This window comes from Paenibacillus sp. SJS-P3, assembly GCF_056711585.1.
On sequence record NZ_CM160043.1, the window covers coordinates 1,176,777 to 1,196,008 of the forward strand.

General features: G+C 58.4%; 14 protein-coding genes and 2 pseudogenes. 13 read left to right on the top strand and 3 right to left on the bottom strand.

Annotation, left to right across the window (positions count from 1 at the left end; genetic code table 11):
* The first annotated feature begins 306 nt into the window (after positions 1-306).
* Positions 307-1,164 (top strand): transglutaminase domain-containing protein, encoded by an 858-nt coding sequence (locus AC06G8_RS05315; RefSeq protein ID WP_480284627.1) that lies wholly within the window; start codon positions 307-309, stop codon positions 1,162-1,164.
* Between the two features lie 459 nt (positions 1,165-1,623).
* Here the strand turns inward: AC06G8_RS05315 and AC06G8_RS05320 are convergent, their stop codons facing one another.
* Positions 1,624-2,274 (bottom strand): TetR/AcrR family transcriptional regulator, encoded by a 651-nt coding sequence (locus tag AC06G8_RS05320; protein ID WP_480284628.1) that lies wholly within the window; start codon positions 2,272-2,274, stop codon positions 1,624-1,626.
* Between the two features lie 167 nt (positions 2,275-2,441).
* Here AC06G8_RS05320 and AC06G8_RS05325 point away from each other — a divergent pair, with 167 nt between their 5' ends.
* The gene (locus AC06G8_RS05325) at positions 2,442-2,810 is read left to right on the top strand and encodes a DoxX family protein (RefSeq protein ID WP_480284629.1); all 369 of its coding nucleotides are present in this window, start codon (positions 2,442-2,444) and stop codon (positions 2,808-2,810) included.
* Positions 2,811-3,069: 259 nt separating this feature from the next.
* Here the strand turns inward: AC06G8_RS05325 and AC06G8_RS05330 are convergent, their stop codons facing one another.
* Positions 3,070-4,233, bottom strand: a complete 1,164-nt coding sequence (locus AC06G8_RS05330; RefSeq protein ID WP_480284630.1) for a virulence factor — start codon at positions 4,231-4,233, stop codon at positions 3,070-3,072.
* Positions 4,234-4,452: 219 nt separating this feature from the next.
* Between AC06G8_RS05330 and AC06G8_RS05335 the strand changes: the two are divergent.
* The 7 genes and pseudogenes from AC06G8_RS05335 to AC06G8_RS05365 form a co-directional block, all read left to right on the top strand.
* Positions 4,453-5,010, top strand: a pseudogene (locus AC06G8_RS05335) (MBL fold metallo-hydrolase); the annotation flags it as partial.
* 456 nt (positions 5,011-5,466) lie between these two features.
* Positions 5,467-5,802, top strand: a pseudogene (locus tag AC06G8_RS05340) (MBL fold metallo-hydrolase); the annotation flags it as partial.
* A gap of 122 nt (positions 5,803-5,924) precedes the next feature.
* Positions 5,925-6,992, top strand: coding sequence for a Gfo/Idh/MocA family protein (locus tag AC06G8_RS05345; RefSeq protein WP_480284631.1), 1,068 nt, complete (start codon positions 5,925-5,927; stop codon positions 6,990-6,992).
* A 181-nt stretch (positions 6,993-7,173) separates the two neighbouring features.
* A complete protein-coding gene (locus AC06G8_RS05350; RefSeq protein WP_480284632.1) occupies positions 7,174-7,500 on the top strand; it encodes a Dabb family protein in 327 nt (108 codons plus the stop codon).
* Positions 7,501-7,508: 8 nt separating this feature from the next.
* A complete protein-coding gene (locus AC06G8_RS05355; protein WP_480285387.1) occupies positions 7,509-8,270 on the top strand; it encodes an SDR family NAD(P)-dependent oxidoreductase in 762 nt (253 codons plus the stop codon).
* Between the two features lie 809 nt (positions 8,271-9,079).
* Entirely contained in the window at positions 9,080-9,838 is a 759-nt protein-coding gene (locus AC06G8_RS05360) for a hypothetical protein (protein ID WP_480284633.1), read from the top strand.
* A gap of 296 nt (positions 9,839-10,134) precedes the next feature.
* On the top strand, positions 10,135-11,763 hold the full coding sequence (locus AC06G8_RS05365; protein WP_447662676.1) for an ABC-F family ATP-binding cassette domain-containing protein: 1,629 nt from the start codon (positions 10,135-10,137) through the stop codon (positions 11,761-11,763).
* 524 nt (positions 11,764-12,287) lie between these two features.
* Here AC06G8_RS05365 and AC06G8_RS05370 read toward each other — a convergent pair.
* Entirely contained in the window at positions 12,288-13,289 is a 1,002-nt protein-coding gene (locus AC06G8_RS05370; RefSeq protein ID WP_480285388.1) for a glycoside hydrolase family 53 protein, read from the bottom strand.
* Positions 13,290-13,682: 393 nt separating this feature from the next.
* Here AC06G8_RS05370 and AC06G8_RS05375 point away from each other — a divergent pair, with 393 nt between their 5' ends.
* From AC06G8_RS05375 to AC06G8_RS05390, 4 genes are all read left to right on the top strand, one after another.
* Positions 13,683-15,446 carry a sensor histidine kinase gene (locus AC06G8_RS05375; RefSeq protein ID WP_480284634.1) on the top strand — a complete coding sequence of 588 codons (1,764 nt, stop codon included), beginning with the start codon at positions 13,683-13,685 and terminating at the stop codon, positions 15,444-15,446.
* Positions 15,443-17,017 carry a response regulator gene (locus AC06G8_RS05380; protein ID WP_480284635.1) on the top strand — a complete coding sequence of 525 codons (1,575 nt, stop codon included), beginning with the start codon at positions 15,443-15,445 and terminating at the stop codon, positions 17,015-17,017. Before AC06G8_RS05375 ends, AC06G8_RS05380 begins: the two co-directional genes overlap by 4 nt.
* A gap of 130 nt (positions 17,018-17,147) precedes the next feature.
* Complete coding sequence (locus AC06G8_RS05385) at positions 17,148-18,068, top strand: ABC transporter permease (protein ID WP_447662679.1); 921 nt, start codon at positions 17,148-17,150, stop codon at positions 18,066-18,068.
* A 15-nt stretch (positions 18,069-18,083) separates the two neighbouring features.
* On the top strand, positions 18,084-19,016 hold the full coding sequence (locus AC06G8_RS05390; RefSeq protein ID WP_480284636.1) for a carbohydrate ABC transporter permease: 933 nt from the start codon (positions 18,084-18,086) through the stop codon (positions 19,014-19,016).
* Positions 19,017-19,232: the final 216 nt, after the last annotated feature.

Here is a 19,232-nt window from a genome sequence, read left to right on the forward strand (position 1 = left end):
CATATTCACCTGCAAGCATCCTGCTTATTACCTGCAAGCATCCTGCTTATTACCTGCAAGCATCCTGCTTATTACCTGCAAGCTCATGCTCCGCGACAGCTCTTTCCAAGCGGTCCGCCGCTTGTTAAGCCTTCCAAGCAAGCCCGAACGGTATTTTCGGGGAACGCCCCCGCCTCGCGGCCGCAGCCGCTCTTCCCTCCGCATGGAGCCGAGGAGCGGCTTTTGCTTGATTCATCATGACCCTGGAGCGTCTACATATACATAAATGAAGGTTTTGCAAAGAACAGCTTCCGGGGAGGTCAACCGATGCGCCGACATGTTATCGTCAACTCGCTGCTAGCCGCATCCCTTGCTCTGTCCGTCTTCATGCTCGAAGGCAGGCTTGAGCCGCCGGTCCAGGCCGGGAGCGAGACAATCCAACAGCCGATCGCCGCGGCGGCGGCCGTCTCCTACAGCCCTCGCGCCAAGCTCGTGGATGAGCTGGCTGCGGGCTTCAAGGGGAGGAGCACCGATTTCCAGACCTCCTACAGGGGCGACCATGCGGATCTGGTGAAGGCCATGCCGTATCTCGTCAAGCAGGCCATTTACCGGGACGATTATTCCGCTTACGTGCTTGAATCCTATTCCTATAAAATCCGCACGGTAGGCGACAACTCTTCCATCCGGGTGAAGGTCCGCTACCGGGAAACTCCGGAGCAGACAGCGGCGGTGAAGGAGAAGTCCCGCCAGACGCTCAAGGTAATCATCCAGCCGGGCATGAACGATGAAGAGAAGCTCCGGGCCATCCATGACTGGATCGTGCGCCATGTCCGTTATGACGAGTCGCTGACCCGGTACACGGCCTACGACGCTGTCGTCAACGGAACAGCCGTCTGCCAAGGCTACGCCCTGCTGATGTACCGCATGGCTTCCGACGCCGGCATTGAAGCCCGCATCATCGAAGGCACCGTCGATTCGGGAGATCACGCCTGGAACCTGGTGCGGCTGGACGGAAGCTGGTACCATGTCGACGCGACCTGGGACGATCCCGTTCCCGACCGGGGCAGCCGAGTCCGGCACACGTATTTCCTCCTGTCGGATGAGCAGATCCGCAAGGATCATTCGTGGACCCGCGATTATCCTGCCGCAAAACAGGCTTATAAGGGAGACGATTCCCCTTCCTAAGCCTTCCTTAGATCCGATGGGAAGAAGCCGGCACGCAAGAGAGATCGAGAGTGTTACGAAGCCGGCACGCAAGAGAGATCGAGAGTGTTACAAAGCCGGCACGCAAGAGAAACCCGATTGCAACGAATACGGCAAGCAAGCGAGACCGATTGCGACGAAGCCGGGCATGCAAGAGAAACCAGTCAGCGCCAGCAGCCAAACCCAGCAGCCAAAACCCAGCAGCCAAACCCAGGTGAAGGGGCGGCTGCTTTTTTTTGCGCTGGCGGTGATCATTTGTACCGACTGCAGGATTTTTCCCGTTTGGAGTTTATTTATAGATTTTGGAAGGGGTTCTAACTAGGAGGAATGGAAGCATGTTGATATGCAAGCGTCCATTGGAGGCTATCCTGATGTCTGAGACCATCTATCGAAACGAGGATTATTCGGGGCTGTGACGGCCTTGATCCGAAAGCGAGGCTTTTAGACGGGCTGCTGGACAGGCGGAGATGGAACGGCGAACAGTCCGCCGACCTCTTCCAAAGCAAGGATGGCGAGCGATGCGAACTCTTCCCGGCTCGACTTGCGGCCTTCCTTGTTCCAGGCATGCGACATGCCGTAGATGCTCCGGCTGAGAAGGGTGGCGACCAGCTTGTTCTTCTCCGTGCCTGCCGGGTCTGAAGGGTCGGGAGCGCTTGGAGCGTCTGGAGCCGAACCTAGGGGACCGGGGTTCCTCAGGATCATGGCCAGAAAGAACTCCTCCAGCGCCTCGTTGATCCGGCTTTCGATATGGGGAGCGAGCGACCCGTAGTTGCGCTTGAAGTGCCCGCTGACCTCTTCATGGAAGCTGCACATGATGACGATGATTTTGAGGAGCGTCTCCCGGTTGAAGCCGTCATGGCATTGAAGCTGCTTTTTCAGGTTTTCCCACAGCACATCGGTCAGGGTATGATCCATCAGCTGGTATTTGTCCGTGAAATGGGCATAGAAGGTCGCGCGGTTGACGGTCGCCTTCGCCGTGATATCCTTGACGGTAATATCGCTGAAATCCTTATGCTTCATGCAGAAAATGAATGCGTCCTGAATAAGCTTCCTTGTGCGGAGCACACGAGGATCAAGCTTCGGCGTCTCCAAGCGCGTCTCCCCCTTCCGATTGGTTTCTAGCGGTTCGGCAACAGATCGACTCATGTGTCGCCTAAGCGATCAATCCGCTCCCAATGACGGTTGCCGCTATTGCCGCTTTAGCTTAACATAACTTTCGCAACGGATGTTGTTTAAGTTGGATGGGGAGGGACAGAGAAATGAACATCGTCGTAATCGTGCTTCAAATCTTGCTTGGCGCCGCTTTTCTTGGATCGGGGTTCAGCAAGGTGACAGGCAATAAAATGCAGGTCGATAATTTCAGCGCGCTTGGACTGCCTCAGTGGTTCAGGGTGCTGACCGGATTGCTGCAGCTGGCAGGCGCCGGCGCCCTTATCGCCGGATTCTGGCTGCCGAGCTGGCTGGAATGGGGCGCGCTCCTGCTCGCCATCATCATGTTCGGAGCGGTTTTCTTCCATGTGAAAGCCGGGGATTCCTTCGGCAAAGCCGTACCGGCGCTTGTGCTGACTTTGCTCGCCGCGACTCTGCTGGCGCTTCGCTTCTCCGAGCTGTCGGCTTTCCCGGGATAATCGCGAAGCTCTTCAAGCCGTTGCCTTTGTCCTTAGCGTTACGGGCATATGCTGAGCTGTAAGCTTGAGAACCAGTTGGTCGTCTGCCAATGGACGGACTTAAATGGATAACGCAAACAGCCCTTCGGCCGATTCGGCCAAAGGGCTGTTTGTTTTTTTGCGGTTATCCCGCCTTGCGGTTATTCCGCCTTGCGGTTATTCCGCCTTGCGGTTATCCCGCCTTGCGGTTATCCCGCCTTGCGGTTATCCCGCCTTGCGGTTATTCCGGCTTGGCTTCGCTCTCGCGGCTGCGCATCGCCGTCATCTGCTGCCAGACGGAGCCGGCGGCTTCCTCGCCGCGGCGGATGCGCTCCAGCGCGATCTGCGCCTGCAGCTTGATCTCGAATTCGGCATCCTGCGCGGCTTCTTCGAGCGCTTCGAGCGCGCTCTCGTCGCCGACCTCGTACAGGAACCGGGCCGCGCGCCAGCGGACCAGCTTGTTGCGGTCCTTGAGCGCTTCAATCATTGCGCCTGTAGCGCCCGCATCGCCGAGATCGGACAGCGTGTCGCCGGCCGTGCGGCGCACGGAGGCCGACTTGTCGCGCAGCCCGCGAATCAGCAGCGGCAGCGCCGCCGGGCTCTCGCGAAGGTCGCCGAGATAAACGACGGCGAGGCGCCGGATGCTGGCGTTCTCGTCGCCGAGGGCGCGCTCCAGCAGCGGCAGCGCGCTCTCATCCGGCGACAGCCGCTCGAGCGCCGCATAACGGCTCTGCCAATCTTCCGCCGCCATGAGCGGCTCGGCTTCGGCCGCGCTCAGCGGCGCAGGACGGACAGCCGCCTCGGCAGGGGCTTCGCCGGGGCCGGCTGCAAGCGAGGCCTCGACGAGAGCGTCCAGCCTCTCGGCCGGATAGGCCGCTTCGAGCTCGCGCACGATCTCGGCGGCGATCTCCTCCGGCTCGCCGTAACGGACGCCGAATTCCTCCAGCCGCCGCTCGCGGATCATCGTGGAGCCGGCAGCGCGGCCGACCGCATCGGTGAACTTGGCCGGCATCGCGGCACGGGTCTCTCCGTCGCCAAGGCGGACGCGGACTTGGATCGGGATGCCGCGGAACATCTGGACGAGCACATGCGCCTCGCCGAAGCTGGCCGCCGACTCGGGACCGGCCGCGGCAGCCTGGCCTCCGTCCTCAGCCTGGAGGATTCGGCGGGCTTCCGCCAGGATGGCGGCCCAGTCTGCGCCGGGCTTGCGGTCGAGGGCGATGAAGTCGGCGGTGCGGAACACGCCGCGCACGCCGTCGATCGAGAGCAGCGACTGCAGCGGCTCCGGCGCCGTGTCCGCTTCGGCAGGCGAGTACGTGAACCGGCGGCCTCTCGGCAGCATTTCGTTCACGTTCAATTTCATCGAGTTGGGACTCGGGGTAGGCTCAATGGATATTAGATTCATTATTCGTTCCTCCTGTAAAGGGGTAAGAAGATGAAGCTCTGCCTCCAGTGTAACTCAATCGGAGGACCGAAGCGAATGACGGCTGGCCCGATGCAGTTGATCGGAGACCGGCAGATTGATATGGTAAGGTACAAGACAGGCGGTCCGGCATATCGGCCGGTCGCCCGCCAGCCTTCGAAAGCGAGGAATCACATCATGGCCAAATCCAAGTTCGACAATATGGACCCGGTCTCCACACAGAAGACTTCCAAGCATTTCAAGCGCTGGAGGCAGGAGAAAATATGGAACCGCCAGGACCGGGACTACTCGTTCGCGGTGCCGAACGCAGCTCCCGACCTGGACTTCCTGCACCGCAACCGCCAGCAGCCGTCGCTCACCTGGATCGGGCATTCGACCTTTCTGATCCAGCTGGCCGGCGTAAATATCGTGACCGATCCGGTATGGGCAGGCAAGATGGCGTTTCAACGCCGCCTCACGCCGCCCGGCGTCGAGCTGGAGCAGATGCCTCCGGTCGACCTCGTGCTCGTGTCGCATTCGCATTACGACCATCTCCACATGGCTTCCCTTCGCCGGCTTGGAGGCTCCAAGACGATTCTCGTACCGGCCGGTCTCGGCGCCAAGCTGCGAGGCAAAGGCTTCGCCCGCGTGCATGAGCTGCACTGGTGGGAGAGCTTCCACTTCCGCGGGCTCAAGCTGACCTTCGTTCCGAGCCAGCATTGGACCCGCCGCAGTCCCTGGGATATGAACGCCTCGCATTGGGGCGGCTGGGTCATCCAGCCCGAGCATGGCTTGAGCCAAGTTCCAGGCGAAGGAACGATAGCAGCTGCAGCGTCTCCAGGCGAATCACGGTCAAGCCAGGGTCCAAGCCTCTCGCATGAGGGCGCCGCTGAAGCTGCGAGCGGGCATCCAGCGGGAGAGGCTTGGCATCTTGAAAGAGAGCGAGCTTTGGACGCCGCTGAAGCTGCGAGCGGACGGAATCCGGAAAGCGACTGGCAAAATGCTCGTGAGCAAGCTTCGGGAGACGCTGTAGAGGGCTGCCCGGATCAAGAGCCGGCATCGGGAACCGCGCTCGATCCTCAAGCAGCCGATGCAGGAGGCGAGAGGGGGGGGCCGTCGGAAGCGGCCATGAGAGGGACGTCGGAAGCCGCCATGGGAGAGCCGTCGGAAGCCGCCATGAGAGGGCCGTACGATCCGTTCCATCCGGAAGCTCCCCGTCCTTGCGCAGGGCAGTATCCGACGATTTATTTTGCGGGAGACAGCGGTTATTTCCGCGGCTTCACGGATATCGGCCGGCGCTTCAAGATCGATGTCGCCATGCTGCCGATCGGCGCATACGATCCCGAAGCGTTCATGGGGCCGCAGCATACGACGCCGGAGCAGGCGCTGCAGGCTTTCCGCGATCTCGGCGCCAAGCTGTTCGTCCCTATGCATTACGGCGCCTTCAAGCTGGCTGACGATACGCCGCAGGAGGCGCTTGAGCGGCTGGAATCCGGCCGATGCTCCTGCGGGCTGGAATCCGACAGGCTCGTCATGCTCCCGCATGGAGAGACGTGGAAGATGGGCGGCTGATTTCCTCCGGGCCTCGGCCGCCGTGCCAACTTTGGACATGAAGGCGCCAAGATCCCACATCGTTAAGCGGTTTCAACCGTGATATACTGGTTGGGACAAGCACGATACAGGAGGATTCGACCATGACCCAATCACCGCTGCGCATAGGCATTATTGGAGCAGGCGGCATCGGCAATGTCCATATGGATATTTTCAAGCAAATTCCGGAAGTGAAGATAGAGGCCGTTACCGACGTGTTCCTTCCCCTCGCAGAGAAAAGAGCCGAGGAGCACGGCATACCAACCGTTCATGGGAACCCGCAGGAGCTGCTGGAGAACCCTGATCTCGACGCTGTCGTCATCTGCGTGCCGAACCAGTTCCATGCTTCCCTCGCCATCGAAGCCCTCAAGCAGGGCAAGCATGTGCTGCTGGAGAAGCCGATGGCGATCAGCCTGGAGGATGCCCGCGCCATACTGGACGCCAAGCATGCTTCCGGCAAGGTGCTGATGGTGGCGCATCAGATGCGCTTTGGCGGCCTGAGCCGCGCGATCAAAGGCTACATCGACGAGGGCAAGCTGGGACGCGTATACAACGCGAAGACAGGCTGGTGGCGCAAGAAAGGCATCCCGGGCTGGGGATCCTGGTTTACCCGCAAGGATATGGCCGGCGGCGGCCCGCTCATCGACATCGGCGTGCATATGCTTGACCTGTCTCTTTATCTGATGGGCAATCCCCGCCCGGTCAGCGTCTACGGCACGACCTATGCCGAGTTCGGCCCGCGCCGCGAGGGCATCGGCAACTGGGGCACGCCGAACTGGGACGGTTATTACGACGTCGAGGATCTGGCTACGGCGATGATCAAGATGGACAACGGCGCGACGTTGACGCTCGAAGTAAGCTGGGCGGCCCATTCCGCCGGTCTCGGCGAAGATCCGTTCATTCATCTGATGGGAACCGAAGGCGGAGCCTATTATGCAGGCAGCAGCGGCCTTTATGTGACGCATAGCGAGGAAGGCGTCGTGCAGGAGGAGATCGTTCCGCTGTCCGGCGACGACGATCGGATCCTGCTCAGCCGCCACTTCCTGGACTGCATCAGCACCGGCCGCGAGCCGATCAGCTCCGCGATGACGGGCTACACGAACAACCGCATCCTGGATGCGATCTACGAATCCTCCCGTACGGGCAGCGAAGTCAAGCTGTCCTGGAACTGAGGCGGCTTCATACGAGAGAGAGAAGGCTTGCCGGATGCCCGGCAGGCCTTGTTTTTCAGGTGGATCGAAAATAGCAAGCCTGCTCTCTTTCCAGCGTTCTCTGCGCTGTGTGCACACCGAATGGTGGAACGAGGAGAAGGCTTTGCTGAACCATGAATCTCAACTGTCAGGAGGAACGATCATGTCAACGAGCAAGGAATGGATCCGCCACATGGTTATTTTCGATCTCAAGCATCCGCAAGGCTCCAGGGAAGCAGGTGCATTTCTCGAAGACGGGGAACGCATCCTGACCTCTATCCCGTATGTGCGTCAATTCGCAGCAAGCGGACAGATCAGTTTGAAAAATGACTACCAGTACATCTTTACGATGGACTTCAAGGATGAGGAGGATTACCGGCTCTACAATGAGCATCCTTTCCATGTATCTTTCGTGAAGGAACGCTGGGAATCGGAGGTCTCCCGCTTCCTGGAGATCGATTTCCGCGTCCCGGCAGGGGCAAGCTCATGAGCGGCGGCCTGAGGCTGGATCTCACGGGAAGAACGGCGCTGGTGACGGGATCGACGGGACAGCTCGGGCGCGTCATTGCCCGCACGCTTGCGGAATGCGGCGCGGATGTGGTTCTGCATTACCGAGGCAGCGAGGCAAAAGCGCTGGAGCTGCATGCGGAGATTGCCGCCATGGGCCGGAACGTAATGATCGCTCAGGCGGACATCACTCAGCTTGATTCCGTATCGGCGATGCGGGATGCCGTGGCCGCCGGCTTCGGCAGCATCGATATTATTGTGGCTAATGCGGTCATTCAATATGAGTGGACCTCAGTGCTGGAGCAGCCTGTGGAGGATTACGTCAGCCAGTTCGAGTCCTGCGTGCTGCAGAGCGTGCATCTGGCCAAAGCCTTCATCCCCGGCATGCAAGCCAAGGGCAAGGGACGTTTCATCGGCATCAATACGGAATGCGCGATGCAGAACTTCCCTGGGCAATCCGCCTATACGGCGGGCAAGCGGGGAATGGACGGCGTATACCGCGTGCTCGCCAAGGAGGTCGGCGGCGACGGCATCACCGTCAACCAAGTGGCGCCGGGCTGGACGATCAGCGAGCGGGATCGCGAGAACGGCACGGAGCGCAACGAAGGCTACGAAAGCACCGTGCCTCTGAAGCGCCGCGGAACCGATCAGGAAATCGCGAACGCCGTCGCATTCCTCGCCTCGGATCTGTCAAGCTTCATCACCGGAGCTTACTTGCCGGTGAACGGCGGCAACGTGATGCCGGGGATTTGAGAAAAAAGGGATAAGGTCCAAAACGAGCCTTGTGAAGCCGTGCGGTACAGGTGAGTTAGGAATAAGGCCCAGAACGAGTCTTACGAGGCCATGCCGGTACCAGTGAGTTTGGAATAAGGCTCAAAACGTGCCTTACAAGGCCGGACAGGTGCCGGTGAGCACGTAATAAGGCCCAAAACGAGTCTTACAAGGTTGTGCCGGTGCCTGTGAGCCCGGAATAAGGCCCAAAACGAGCCTTAAGAAGCTGTGCCGGTGCCGGTGAGCACGTAATAAGGCCCAAAACGAGTCTTACAAGGTTGTGCCGGGGCCGGTGAGCACGCAATAAGGCTCGAAACGAGCCTTACGAAGCTGTGCCGGTGCCTGTGAGCCCGGAATAAGGCCCAAAACGAGCCTTACAAGGCCGGACCGGTGCTGGTGAGCCCGCAATAAGGCTCGAAACGAGCCTTACGAAGCTGTGCCGAGTGCCTGTGAGCACGCAATAAGGCTCGAAACGAGCCTTACGAAGCTGTGCCGGTGCCGGTGAGCCCGGAATAAGGCCCAAAACGAGCCTTACAAGGCCGGACCGGTGCCGGTGAGCCCGGAATAAGGCTCAAAAAGAGCCTTACAGGGCCGGACCGGGGCCTGTGAGCACGCAATAAGGCTCAAAACGAACCTTACTAAGCTAAGTCGATGCCTGTGAGCCCGGTATAAGGTCCAAAACGAGCCTTGCGAGGCTGTGGGAAGTATCCTTAGGAAGTACAAGCTTGCCAATTCAGCAGCAGCATCCTATCATTGAAAGAGATGAAAGAACCATGTTTTAACAGTCGAGCGTGAAGAACACGCCGCTTGTCCCTCCGGGCAAGCGGCTTTTTTTATTTCATAGAGGGGGGTTCAACATGCAAAGAGGCCATTCAAGAGCAGTGGGCCTAGCGGACACAACTATAGAAAATTTCATCATCTGCCAGCGCAAATCAGCAAAAGGACAACGAGAGGAGATGCTGGGCAAGGATTTGCATGGCACAATTCTGCTGCTTCGCAACGTCATCATGCCGATCTTCGGATCGTTGGAAGGCTTTCAATTGGAATACGAGTTTGCCGGTCCGGGAGGATACAGGTTCTTTGCCGACGTGTACTACGAGCCGCTTCGGATGATAATCGAGTGCGACGGCTACGTGCCTCACGTGGAGATGATGACCAGGGATCGATTCTCGCTGGACCGGCAACGGTTGAGATGCATGGCTTTGGGAGGCTATCTTTTTGTTCCTTTCAGCCGGGATGAGCTGGAGAAGAAGCCTGATTCATGCAAGAGATCGATCTATGAACTGCTTGGAAAGTATGATCAATCCGCGGGTGGAATGGAGCGGCTCGATCCACGGGAGCGAGAACTAATCCGGTATGCTGCCCGTGGCGGACTGTTCACCATGACAGAGGCCGGCCTCTGGCTTCAAGTCGGCAAGGCTGCAGCAAGACGAAGGGTACGCCATATGATGGAGGAAGGGTGGATTGTGCCCGAGCATATCGGAAAGACAAGAATCCACCGATATCGGCTCGGGGAAAAAGGGATGCAGCTTCTTTCGGAAAGACGTTGATTGGAGGGCTGCTGATTCATTCCCTGTTTCTCCGAACGTTTCCCTACCTGCCGGGAAATATGCTATACTTAAGAAAGTCTGTCTTGCGGTAGATCGCCTCTGTAATGGATCGAGATACAATTCTCAAGGCTCGAAAGACCAGAACATGTATCCTGAGATGCCCGAACCCCAACATCGTTTCAATCTCGAAATATAGACGGCGCATTGGCTAAACCCGCAAGGATTGCAAAACCTCAACACCGTTGACTACAGGCGGCCATCCGCCAAACTATAGATGAAGGACGGGATTCACACCAATGATCAGTACGAGCGGAATATCGCTTCGGTACGGCAAGCGAGCGCTTTTTGAAGACGTCAATATCAAGTTCACGCCGGGCAACTGCTACGGCCTAATCGGAGCGAACGGAGCGGGCAAATCGACATTCCTCAAAATCCTCTCCGGCGAGATCGAGCCGAACACGGGCGAGGTCCACATCACTCCGGGCGAGCGCATGGCCGTCCTGAAGCAGAACCATTTCGAATACGACGAAGTGCCGGTACTCATGACCGTCATCATGGGCCACAAAAAGCTCTATGAAGTCATGAACGAGAAGAACGCCCTGTACGCCAAAGCGGACTTCACCGACGAGGACGGCATGCGCGCGGGCGAGCTCGAAGCCGAGTTCGCGGACATGAACGGCTGGGAAGCCGAATCCGAAGCCGCGGAAATGCTGAACGGCCTCGGCATTACGCCGGATCTGCACGACAAGCTGATGAAGGACCTGGACGGCAACGCAAAAATCCGCGTCCTGCTCGCTCAAGCGCTGTTCGGCACCCCGAACATCCTGCTGCTCGATGAGCCTACCAACCACTTGGATATGCAGTCCATCGAATGGCTGGAGAAGTTCCTCTCCACCTTCGAAGGCACCGTCATCGTAGTCAGCCATGACCGTCACTTCCTGAACCAGGTATGTACGCATATCGCTGACATCGACTTCGGCAAAGTACAGATGTACGTCGGCAACTACGACTTCTGGTACGAGTCCAGCCAGCTGGCCCTCGCGCTCCAGCGCGACGCCAACAAGAAGAAGGAAGACAAGGTCAAGGAGCTGCAGGCGTTCATCCAGCGCTTCAGCGCCAACAAGTCCAAGTCCAAGCAAGCGACGAGCCGGAAGAAGATGCTCGACAAGATCACTCTGGACGATATCCGTCCTTCCAGCCGGAAATATCCGTTCATCAACTTCAAGGGCGAGCGCGAAGCCGGCAAGCAGCTGCTGCTGATCGACGGCCTGACCAAGACGATCGACGGCGAGAAGCTGATCGACAACCTGACGCTGACGGTGAACAAGGGCGACAAGATCGCTTTTGTCGGCCCGAACACCCTGCCGAAGACGGTGTTCTTCCAGCTCATCACCGGCGAGCTTGAGCCTGACGCGGGTTCGTTCCAATGGGGCATTACGACGACCCAAGGATATTTCCCTAAGGACAACTCCAAGTATTTCGACGGCGTCGAGGACAACCTCGTCGATTGGCTGCGCCAATACTCCAAGGATCAGGACGAATCGTTCATCCGCGGCTTCCTGGGACGCATGCTGTTCTCCGGCGACGAAGCGCTGAAAAAAGCCGACGTCCTCTCCGGAGGAGAGAAGGTCCGCTGCATGCTCTCCAAGATGATGCTTTCGGGCTCCAACGTGCTCATCATGGACGAACCGACCAACCACTTGGACCTCGAGTCCATCACGGCGCTCAACAACGGACTCATCGACACGGACTGCACCGTCCTGTTCACTTCGCATGACCATCAGTTCGTGCAGACGATCGCCAACCGCATCATCGAGATCACGCCGGGAGGCATCATCGACCGGATGACAACCTACGACGAGTACCTTGAAAATAAAGACATTCAAGCTTTGCGCGACCGCATGTACGCGGTGCAAGGAGTTTAATCAAGCCAAAACCGCTGTTACCCGGACCGAAAGGACCGGATAACAGCGGTTTTTTCTTTTTTGGGTTTGGTCTAAAGGCCGAGCGGCATGACCGGGTTTTGGTTATTTAATCCCTTTCTGAAGGGGCTTTATGCTGGGAGGGCTTTGGGTTGAGCCGGCGTTGGGAACATTGAGCTTGGGTTTAACTTTAAAACTGCTTTGAGCTTTGACCTTTGAGCTTTGTTTTTAGCTTATAAACGGCTTGAGCTTTGGCCTTGGTCTGAGCTTCGGCCTTGGTCTCTGAGCTTTGGCCTTGGTCTCTGAGCTTTGGCCTTGGTCTCTGAGCTTTGGTCTTTGGTCTTTGGTCTCTGGGCTTCGGACCTTGGATATCCGTTTGAACCTTAAGCTTCGAGCTTTGATTTTAAGTTCTGTACGCAGTCTTTCAATCCTTTCCAGACCTACCAGCCCATTCCGTCGAGCTTGCCGAACAGCGCCTCCAGGCTGTAGTCCGCCTTGTCTGGCTCATCCACGGAATTCAAGCGCCGCTAGTTCAAAAAGCCTTCCAAGGCGACGGTCGGCTTGCCGTCCGCCTGCCAGGCGCCCTTGTTGTACCCGGAGTTGTAGCCCGGGGTCGCTTCCGGCTCCCAATAGAATACGCCGAGGCCTTTGCCGCCCGCGATATTTCTTACTTTCGTCTTGATGTCGGCGATGAAGCTTTTGGCGGCTGCCGGCTGATTGTAGTCCAAGCCGATCTCGGAGATGATGACGCTTTTCCCGTAACGGCTGATCATGTCATTGGCGTTGGCGATCGTCTGGTCGACCTTAGCCTGCCAATCCGTCGCCGTCGGATACAGCGACATGCCGATGGCGTCGAAGGTCGCCCCGTTGCTGATCAGACCGCCGATGTTCCAGACGAACAGCGCGTTGTCGTATCCGTTCGCGATGTGGACGATCGTCTTGGCGGAAGGAAAGACGCTCTTGACCGCATTGTTGCCCGTATTGACGAGCCAGGCGTAGTTCTTCATCGAGACGGACGCCTTGCCGTCCTCCCACAGCATGCCGTTGTTCGTCTCGTTGCCGATCTGCACCCAATCCGGCGCCACTCCTTGGGCTTTCATCTTGTTCATGATGGATACGGAATGCGACCAGACGGCATCCATCAGCTGCTGGAAGGTGTGCGATTTCCATGCCGCAGGCTTGGTCTGCTGGCCGGGATCCGCCCAGGAGTCGCTGTAATGGAGCGTCAGCATGACGCTCATGCCTTGAGCCTTGGCTCGGACGGCCAGGGAGGCGGCTTTGTCGGCGTTCATGTAGCCGTTGCCGTAATCGCTCATGTTCGGATTCACCCACACCCGGATGCGGACGGAATTCAGGCCGTAGTCGGTCTTCAGAATGTTCAGGATATCCCGGGTCGTTCCGTTTTTGTCCTTCCATTTGTATCCTTGGGCTTCCATGCCGGCTACCCAGCTGATGTCGGCTCCCTTGGCGAACGCAGGTGCGGCTTCCGCGCGGCCCCCGCCATGATAGGCGAGCGGCGAGATCAGCATGACGGCAGCCAGCGCGAGACTGAGCAGCGATCCTTTGCTTTTGAAGGTCTTGCTTTTGAAGGTCTTGCTTTTGAAGGTCCATTTCATGATTCCGATTCCTCCTCTTCTGATGGGAAAAGCAATGGCGAATAATGCCGGAGCCTCCTTTCACCTTGAATTGTAAGCGTTCTCCATTCGGCGGACAGCTGAGCGCAGCAATGATTTCTTCACGGTTATCAACGTTGTTTTCCGGCATCGCTCCGGTGCGGGGAGGAGAGATACTACAGTGGACAGTATTCCGAATATCGTGGAAAAGGTATAAGAAAGCGTTGTCTTCCTCCATGGGAATGAAGAGCCCGGCGGGTTACAATGGGGTATTGGATTACCGCAGCACGATGACCGGAGGGGAACCAGTTGCGCAGAAAACTACAAATGGGATCCTATATTCCCTATTCCTATAAAATGATGATTCCCTATCTGCTGCTCGTCCTGCTGACGGACGCGCTCATCGGGACGATCTCCTACCGGATGCTGGTCGACTCCCGCACGGAGATCGCTCAGACGAACATCCGGGCGGCGATGCAGCAGACGAGGAGCAGCATGAAATACCAGATGGACGAGATCACGCGCATCTCCGACACGTTGTTCGGAAGCGTTCCTTTTCAAAAGGCGCTGCAGAAGCATGGCGACGATCTGCAGACGTACTTGACGATGCTCGACGAAGTCGTGCCCCAGCTTCGAGCCCCTCTGCAGCTGTTCGGCAGCAATCTGCGCATCGTGCTGTATACGACCAATCCAGACCTCTACGAGATCGAAGGCGACGATCTGAACACGCCGATCCAGGACAGCGATTATTACGTCCTCTCCGCCGACAGGGTGGCCGGCAGCGCCTGGGTGCGGGAGGCGAGCGAAGGCGTCGGAGCCAAGTGGATGCAGGTCGACAGCGATGCCTCTCTGGGCAACCTTTCCCACTTGACGCGGCTGATTTCCTACAATGACTATCAGACCGTCATCGGGTATATCCGCATCACGACTTCGCTGGACGAGCTGCTCGGGCGCTTCGAGGCTTTTCCCGAAGAGAAGGGAATCACGCTCCAGCTGCTGGACGACCAGTCGGAAGCGGTCACGTATCAGAAGGGCGAAGCGGACCCCGCAGAGAATGGGTACCTCGCTCTTAACGAGGCGATTCCGGGAACGGGCTATTCGCTGCGGGCGCTCGTGTCGCAGGAGTACCTGCAGGAGGATGCCAAGCGGCTGCGCCTGCTCATCCTCGGCGTCTGCTCCGCGAGCTTCGCGGTCATGGCGCTGATCGGGCTGCTCGTGGCGCGGCTGTCGGGACGCAAGATGCGGAAGATCGTGACGCTGCTCCAGTCTTTCCAGGACGGCAGCTTCGAGAAGCGGATCCGCTTCGGCGGCCGCGACGAATTTGTCCAGATCGCGCAGGCGTTCAACAATATGGCTTCCCATATCAAGGAGCTGATCAACAGCGTGTACGTCCAAGGGCTGAGCCGCAAGCAGGCCGAGCTGGAAGCCCTGCAGGCGCAGATCAATCCCCATTTCCTTTACAACACTCTCTCCACGATCAGCAGCCTTGCCAATATGGGACAGGCCAAGGAAGTGACGGAGATGGTCAAGGGGCTGTCGCGCTTTTACCGGCTGTCCCTGAACGGAGGCAAGGTGTATATTCCGCTCGGACTTGAGCTGGAGCAGATCCAGACTTATTTGGACATCCAGAGAGTGAAGTACGCGGATTCCTTCACGGTATACACGGATATCGAAGAGGGCATCCGGGACCTGCAAGTGATGAAGCTGATTTTGCAGCCATTCGTGGAAAATATATTCAAGCATGCCTGGTTCGGAGATTCCATCGGGATTCTCATCAGCGGCCGGGTAGTCGGCGGGACGCTGGAGCTCAAAATCATCGACAACGGCATCGGGATAAGGCCGGATGCGCTTCGGGAAATCATGTCCGGACCGAGCCGGAACGAAGGCGGATACGGTATCCGCAACGTCGATGAACGGATCAAGCTCCGCTACGGCCCGGAATATGGGGTCGATGCGGCCAGCATTTACGGAGCCGGCACGACTGTACGGATCCTGCTTCCGGCGGATTCGGACTTTGCGGAGGAACAGGACGGGGCCGGACTGCAGCCGGCGGACAGGAGGACGACAGCATGACAGGCGATATCAGCATTTTGCTCGTGGATGATGAAAAGGTCGATCTCGAATGGCTGCGGCGGCGCATCGCCGCGAGCAGCCTTCCGGTCGAGATCGCCGGAACGGTGAACAGCGGTTTTGCCGCCATGGAGTTTCTGGAGCGGCAGCCGGTAGACATCATCCTCTCGGATATCCGGATGCCGATCATGTCGGGAGTCGAATTCGCCCGCAAGGCGAAGGATAAAGTGCCGGCCGCCAAGGTCGTCTTCATCAGCGGCCATGAGGACTTCCGGTATGCCAAGGAAGCGCTCCAGCTCGGAGCGTCCGGCTATCTGCTCAAGCCAGTCGACGATGAAGAGCTGCTCGGCATGCTCTCAGGACTGTGCGCCGGAATCGAGAGGGAGCGGCAGGCGACCCGCAGCGTATCGGAAGCGCTGACGGTGGCTTCCAGGGAATGGCTGCTGCGCTGGCTTGCCGGCGACGCGGAGCCTTCCGCCCAGGAGCATCTGCGTCCCCATATCGCGCCGCTTGTTCCGTCATGCGCCGCCGCTGCCCTGATCGAGCTCGACGATCTGGAGCGCAAGACCCGCCATCTGCCGGATGCCGGCCGCAAGGAGCTGACCGAGGCGATCATCGCTTTCATCGGCGATTACGTGCGGGAGAAAAGAATGGGGCTGCTCGTCTCCGGCCTTCCGGGAGGCAGGGCTCTGCTGCTGCGCTCGACGGCTGGCATGCCTGACGGAGAGGAGCTGCAGCAGCTGGTCGATGCCGTCGCCGAGGCATTTCCGCTGACGGTGACGATCGGCTGCGGCACGGCGGCGGAGCGCTGGGAAGAGCTGCCCGCCTCCTACCGGGAAGCCCAGGCGGCTCTCAGCGCCAAGTGGCTGCTCGGCAAGAACCGTGTCATCACAGAGGATCCCGCGTCGCATGGAGATGCGGAGGCGACCGTGCAGCTGGACCGGATCGTCGAGCGGATGCTGGAGGCGATCCTCCAGTATGATCTGGTCGGCATCGACAACGGCCTCATGGAGCTGTTCGGCATGCCGGGACGGCAGCGCAGCGACGCCTACCATCTCATCATCCGCATGACCTCCAAGCTGCATGCCGATCTCAAGGCGATGAACGAGAATCTGTACGAGCTGCTGAGATGGGAAAGCCATGAGCCTTCCGTCCTGTTCCAGTTCGAGACGGTAAGCGATGTGCTGTCCTGGCTGCGCAAGCGCCTCTTCGAGCTGTCCGAGCTGCTGCTGCTCAAGAGCAGGCGCCACAACCGCAAGCTGATCGAGGACATCATCGGCTATGTGGAGGAGAGGCTCGAGCAGCGGGTGACGCTGAAGGAAACGGCGGCTCGCTTCAATTTCACTCCGAACTATTTGGGCCATCTGTTCAAGGAAGAGACCGGACAGCCGTTCAGCGAGTTTCTGCTGGAGCGCAAGCTGGCTCGGACCTGCTCCCTGCTGCAGGACCCTTCCCTTAAAATCTATGAAATCGCGGATCGGATGGGCTACAAAAATATCGTGTATTTCAACCGGCAGTTCAAGCAATCCACCGGCATGTCGCCTGGCGAATACCGGAAGAAGCAGCAAATCTGAGCGCCAGCCCCGGCTCCCAACCTCGTGAACATCGTGGAAAAAGTATCGGTTTTAGTTGTTCTCCGCACTGACGGGCTCTCGGTCCGAAGTCCTATACTAAGGGCATAAGGACATCGAGAGGGGAGAAGACATGAATCGAAGCGGCTTTTTGGGCGACGTCCTCAAATACCGGACGCTGCTGCTGATGCTGCTGCCGGGCGTCCTGTTTTTCATTCTGTTCGCCTACATTCCGATGGCCGGAATCGTGCTGGCCTTCAAGCAGTTCAATTACGCCGGAGGCGTATTCGGGAGCCCTTGGAACGGGCTGGACAACTTCCGCTTTTTCTTCGAATCCGGCGATGCCTGGCGGGTGACGCGCAACACGGCGCTGTACAATATCGCGTTCATCATCGTGAACAACGTGCTGCAGATCGCCGCCGCCATCCTGCTGTTCGAAGCGGCCAGACCGTGGTTCCGCAAAATTTTCCAGACGATGATGTTCCTGCCTTACTTCATCTCCTGGGTCGTCGTCGGGGCGATCGCCTACAATCTGTTCAACTACGATTACGGCACGCTCAACGTTGTGCTGAAGGCGCTGGGCATGCAGCCGCTGGACGTGTACAACACGGCGTCGTATTGGCCGCTGCTTCTCGTAGTCATCTCGGCATGGAAGGCGCTGGGATACGGATCGGTCATGTATTTGGCGGCGATCACCGGCATGGATAGGGAAATGTACGAGGCGGCGGAGATCGATGGCGCGAACATCTTCCAGCGGATGCTGCACATCACAATCCCGAACCTGTATCCGACCGTCATCATCCTCGTGCTGCTGGCCGTCGGCAACATCTTCCGCGGCGACTTCGGGATGTTCTACAACATGGTCGGCAACAACGGAATCCTGTTCTCCTCCACGGATGTCATCGACACGTACGTGTTCCGCTCCCTGACGACGAACAACGATATCGGCATGTCGTCCGCAGCCGGCTTCTACCAATCCATTCTGGGCTTCGTCACGATCCTGCTGGCCAACTATGCCGTGCGCCGATATGACAAAGACCGGGCGTTGTTCTAAGGGGGAGATATCAACATGCAAGCTCAACCACAGACAGCAGCCGCTTCCGCCGGCAAGAAGGCAGGCAAGCTCAAGGGAGACCTGCTGCTGTTCCAACTGATCGGCTACGCCGTTCTCGGAGTCATGTCCGCCATCTGCCTGCTGCCGTTCCTGCTCGTCCTCTCCTCCTCGCTCACAAGCGAAAGCTCGATCATCGAGAACGGCTTCCAGCTGCTGCCCTCGGCTTTCTCGGGCGAGGCGTACCGCATCCTCTTCACGTATCCGGAGCAGATGCTCCGCGCATACGGGGTGACGATCGGCGTAACGGCGATCGGAACGCTGCTGGGATTGTTTTTGACTTCCATGACGGCGTACGTGCTGTCGCGCAAGGACTTCAAGTGGAGAGGCTCCTTCTCCTTCTTCTTTTTCTTCACGACGCTGTTCAGCGGCGGACTCGTGCCTTGGTACCTGCTCGTCGTGAACTACCTGCATCTGAAGGATACGCTTGTCGTGCTCATTCTTCCGATGCTGCTCAACGTGTTCTACATCATCGTCATGAAGTCGTTCATGAGCGGCATCCCGGAGGCGATCGTGGAGTCGGCCAAAATGGACGGAGCGGGGGATTTCCTCATCTACGCGAGGCTGATCCTGCCGCTGGCCAAGCCGGCTCTGGCGACCATCGGACTGTTCATCGCGCTCGGCTACTGGAACGACTGGTACAACGCGCTGCTGTTCGTCTCGAACGAGAACCTCATGCCGCTCCAGTACTATCTGTACAAAATGCTGGGGAACATGGACGGGATGCGCAAGGCTCTCATCAGCTCCGGCGCGGTCGTGAGCACGAGCATCCCGACGGAGAGCCTCAAAATGGCGATGACGGTCGTGGCGATCGGCCCGATCCTGCTCGCTTATCCGTTCATCCAGCGCTATTTCGTGCAGGGGCTGACGATCGGTTCGGTGAAGGGCTGACTCCGAAAAATGAATGCGGCAATGCGGGCAAATCCAATACTCCGAAAAACGAATGCGGCAATGCGGGCAAATCCAATACTCCGAAAACGAATGACTCTTACAATCGCTGTTGAAGTCCGGATTTCTTGATTTTTTATCCCCTCGATGGGGAAATCCGGCCTTCAAATGCGAACGCTCCGCTTTTCCAGAGCTCATTCGCCTTTCTGCGTCTTATCC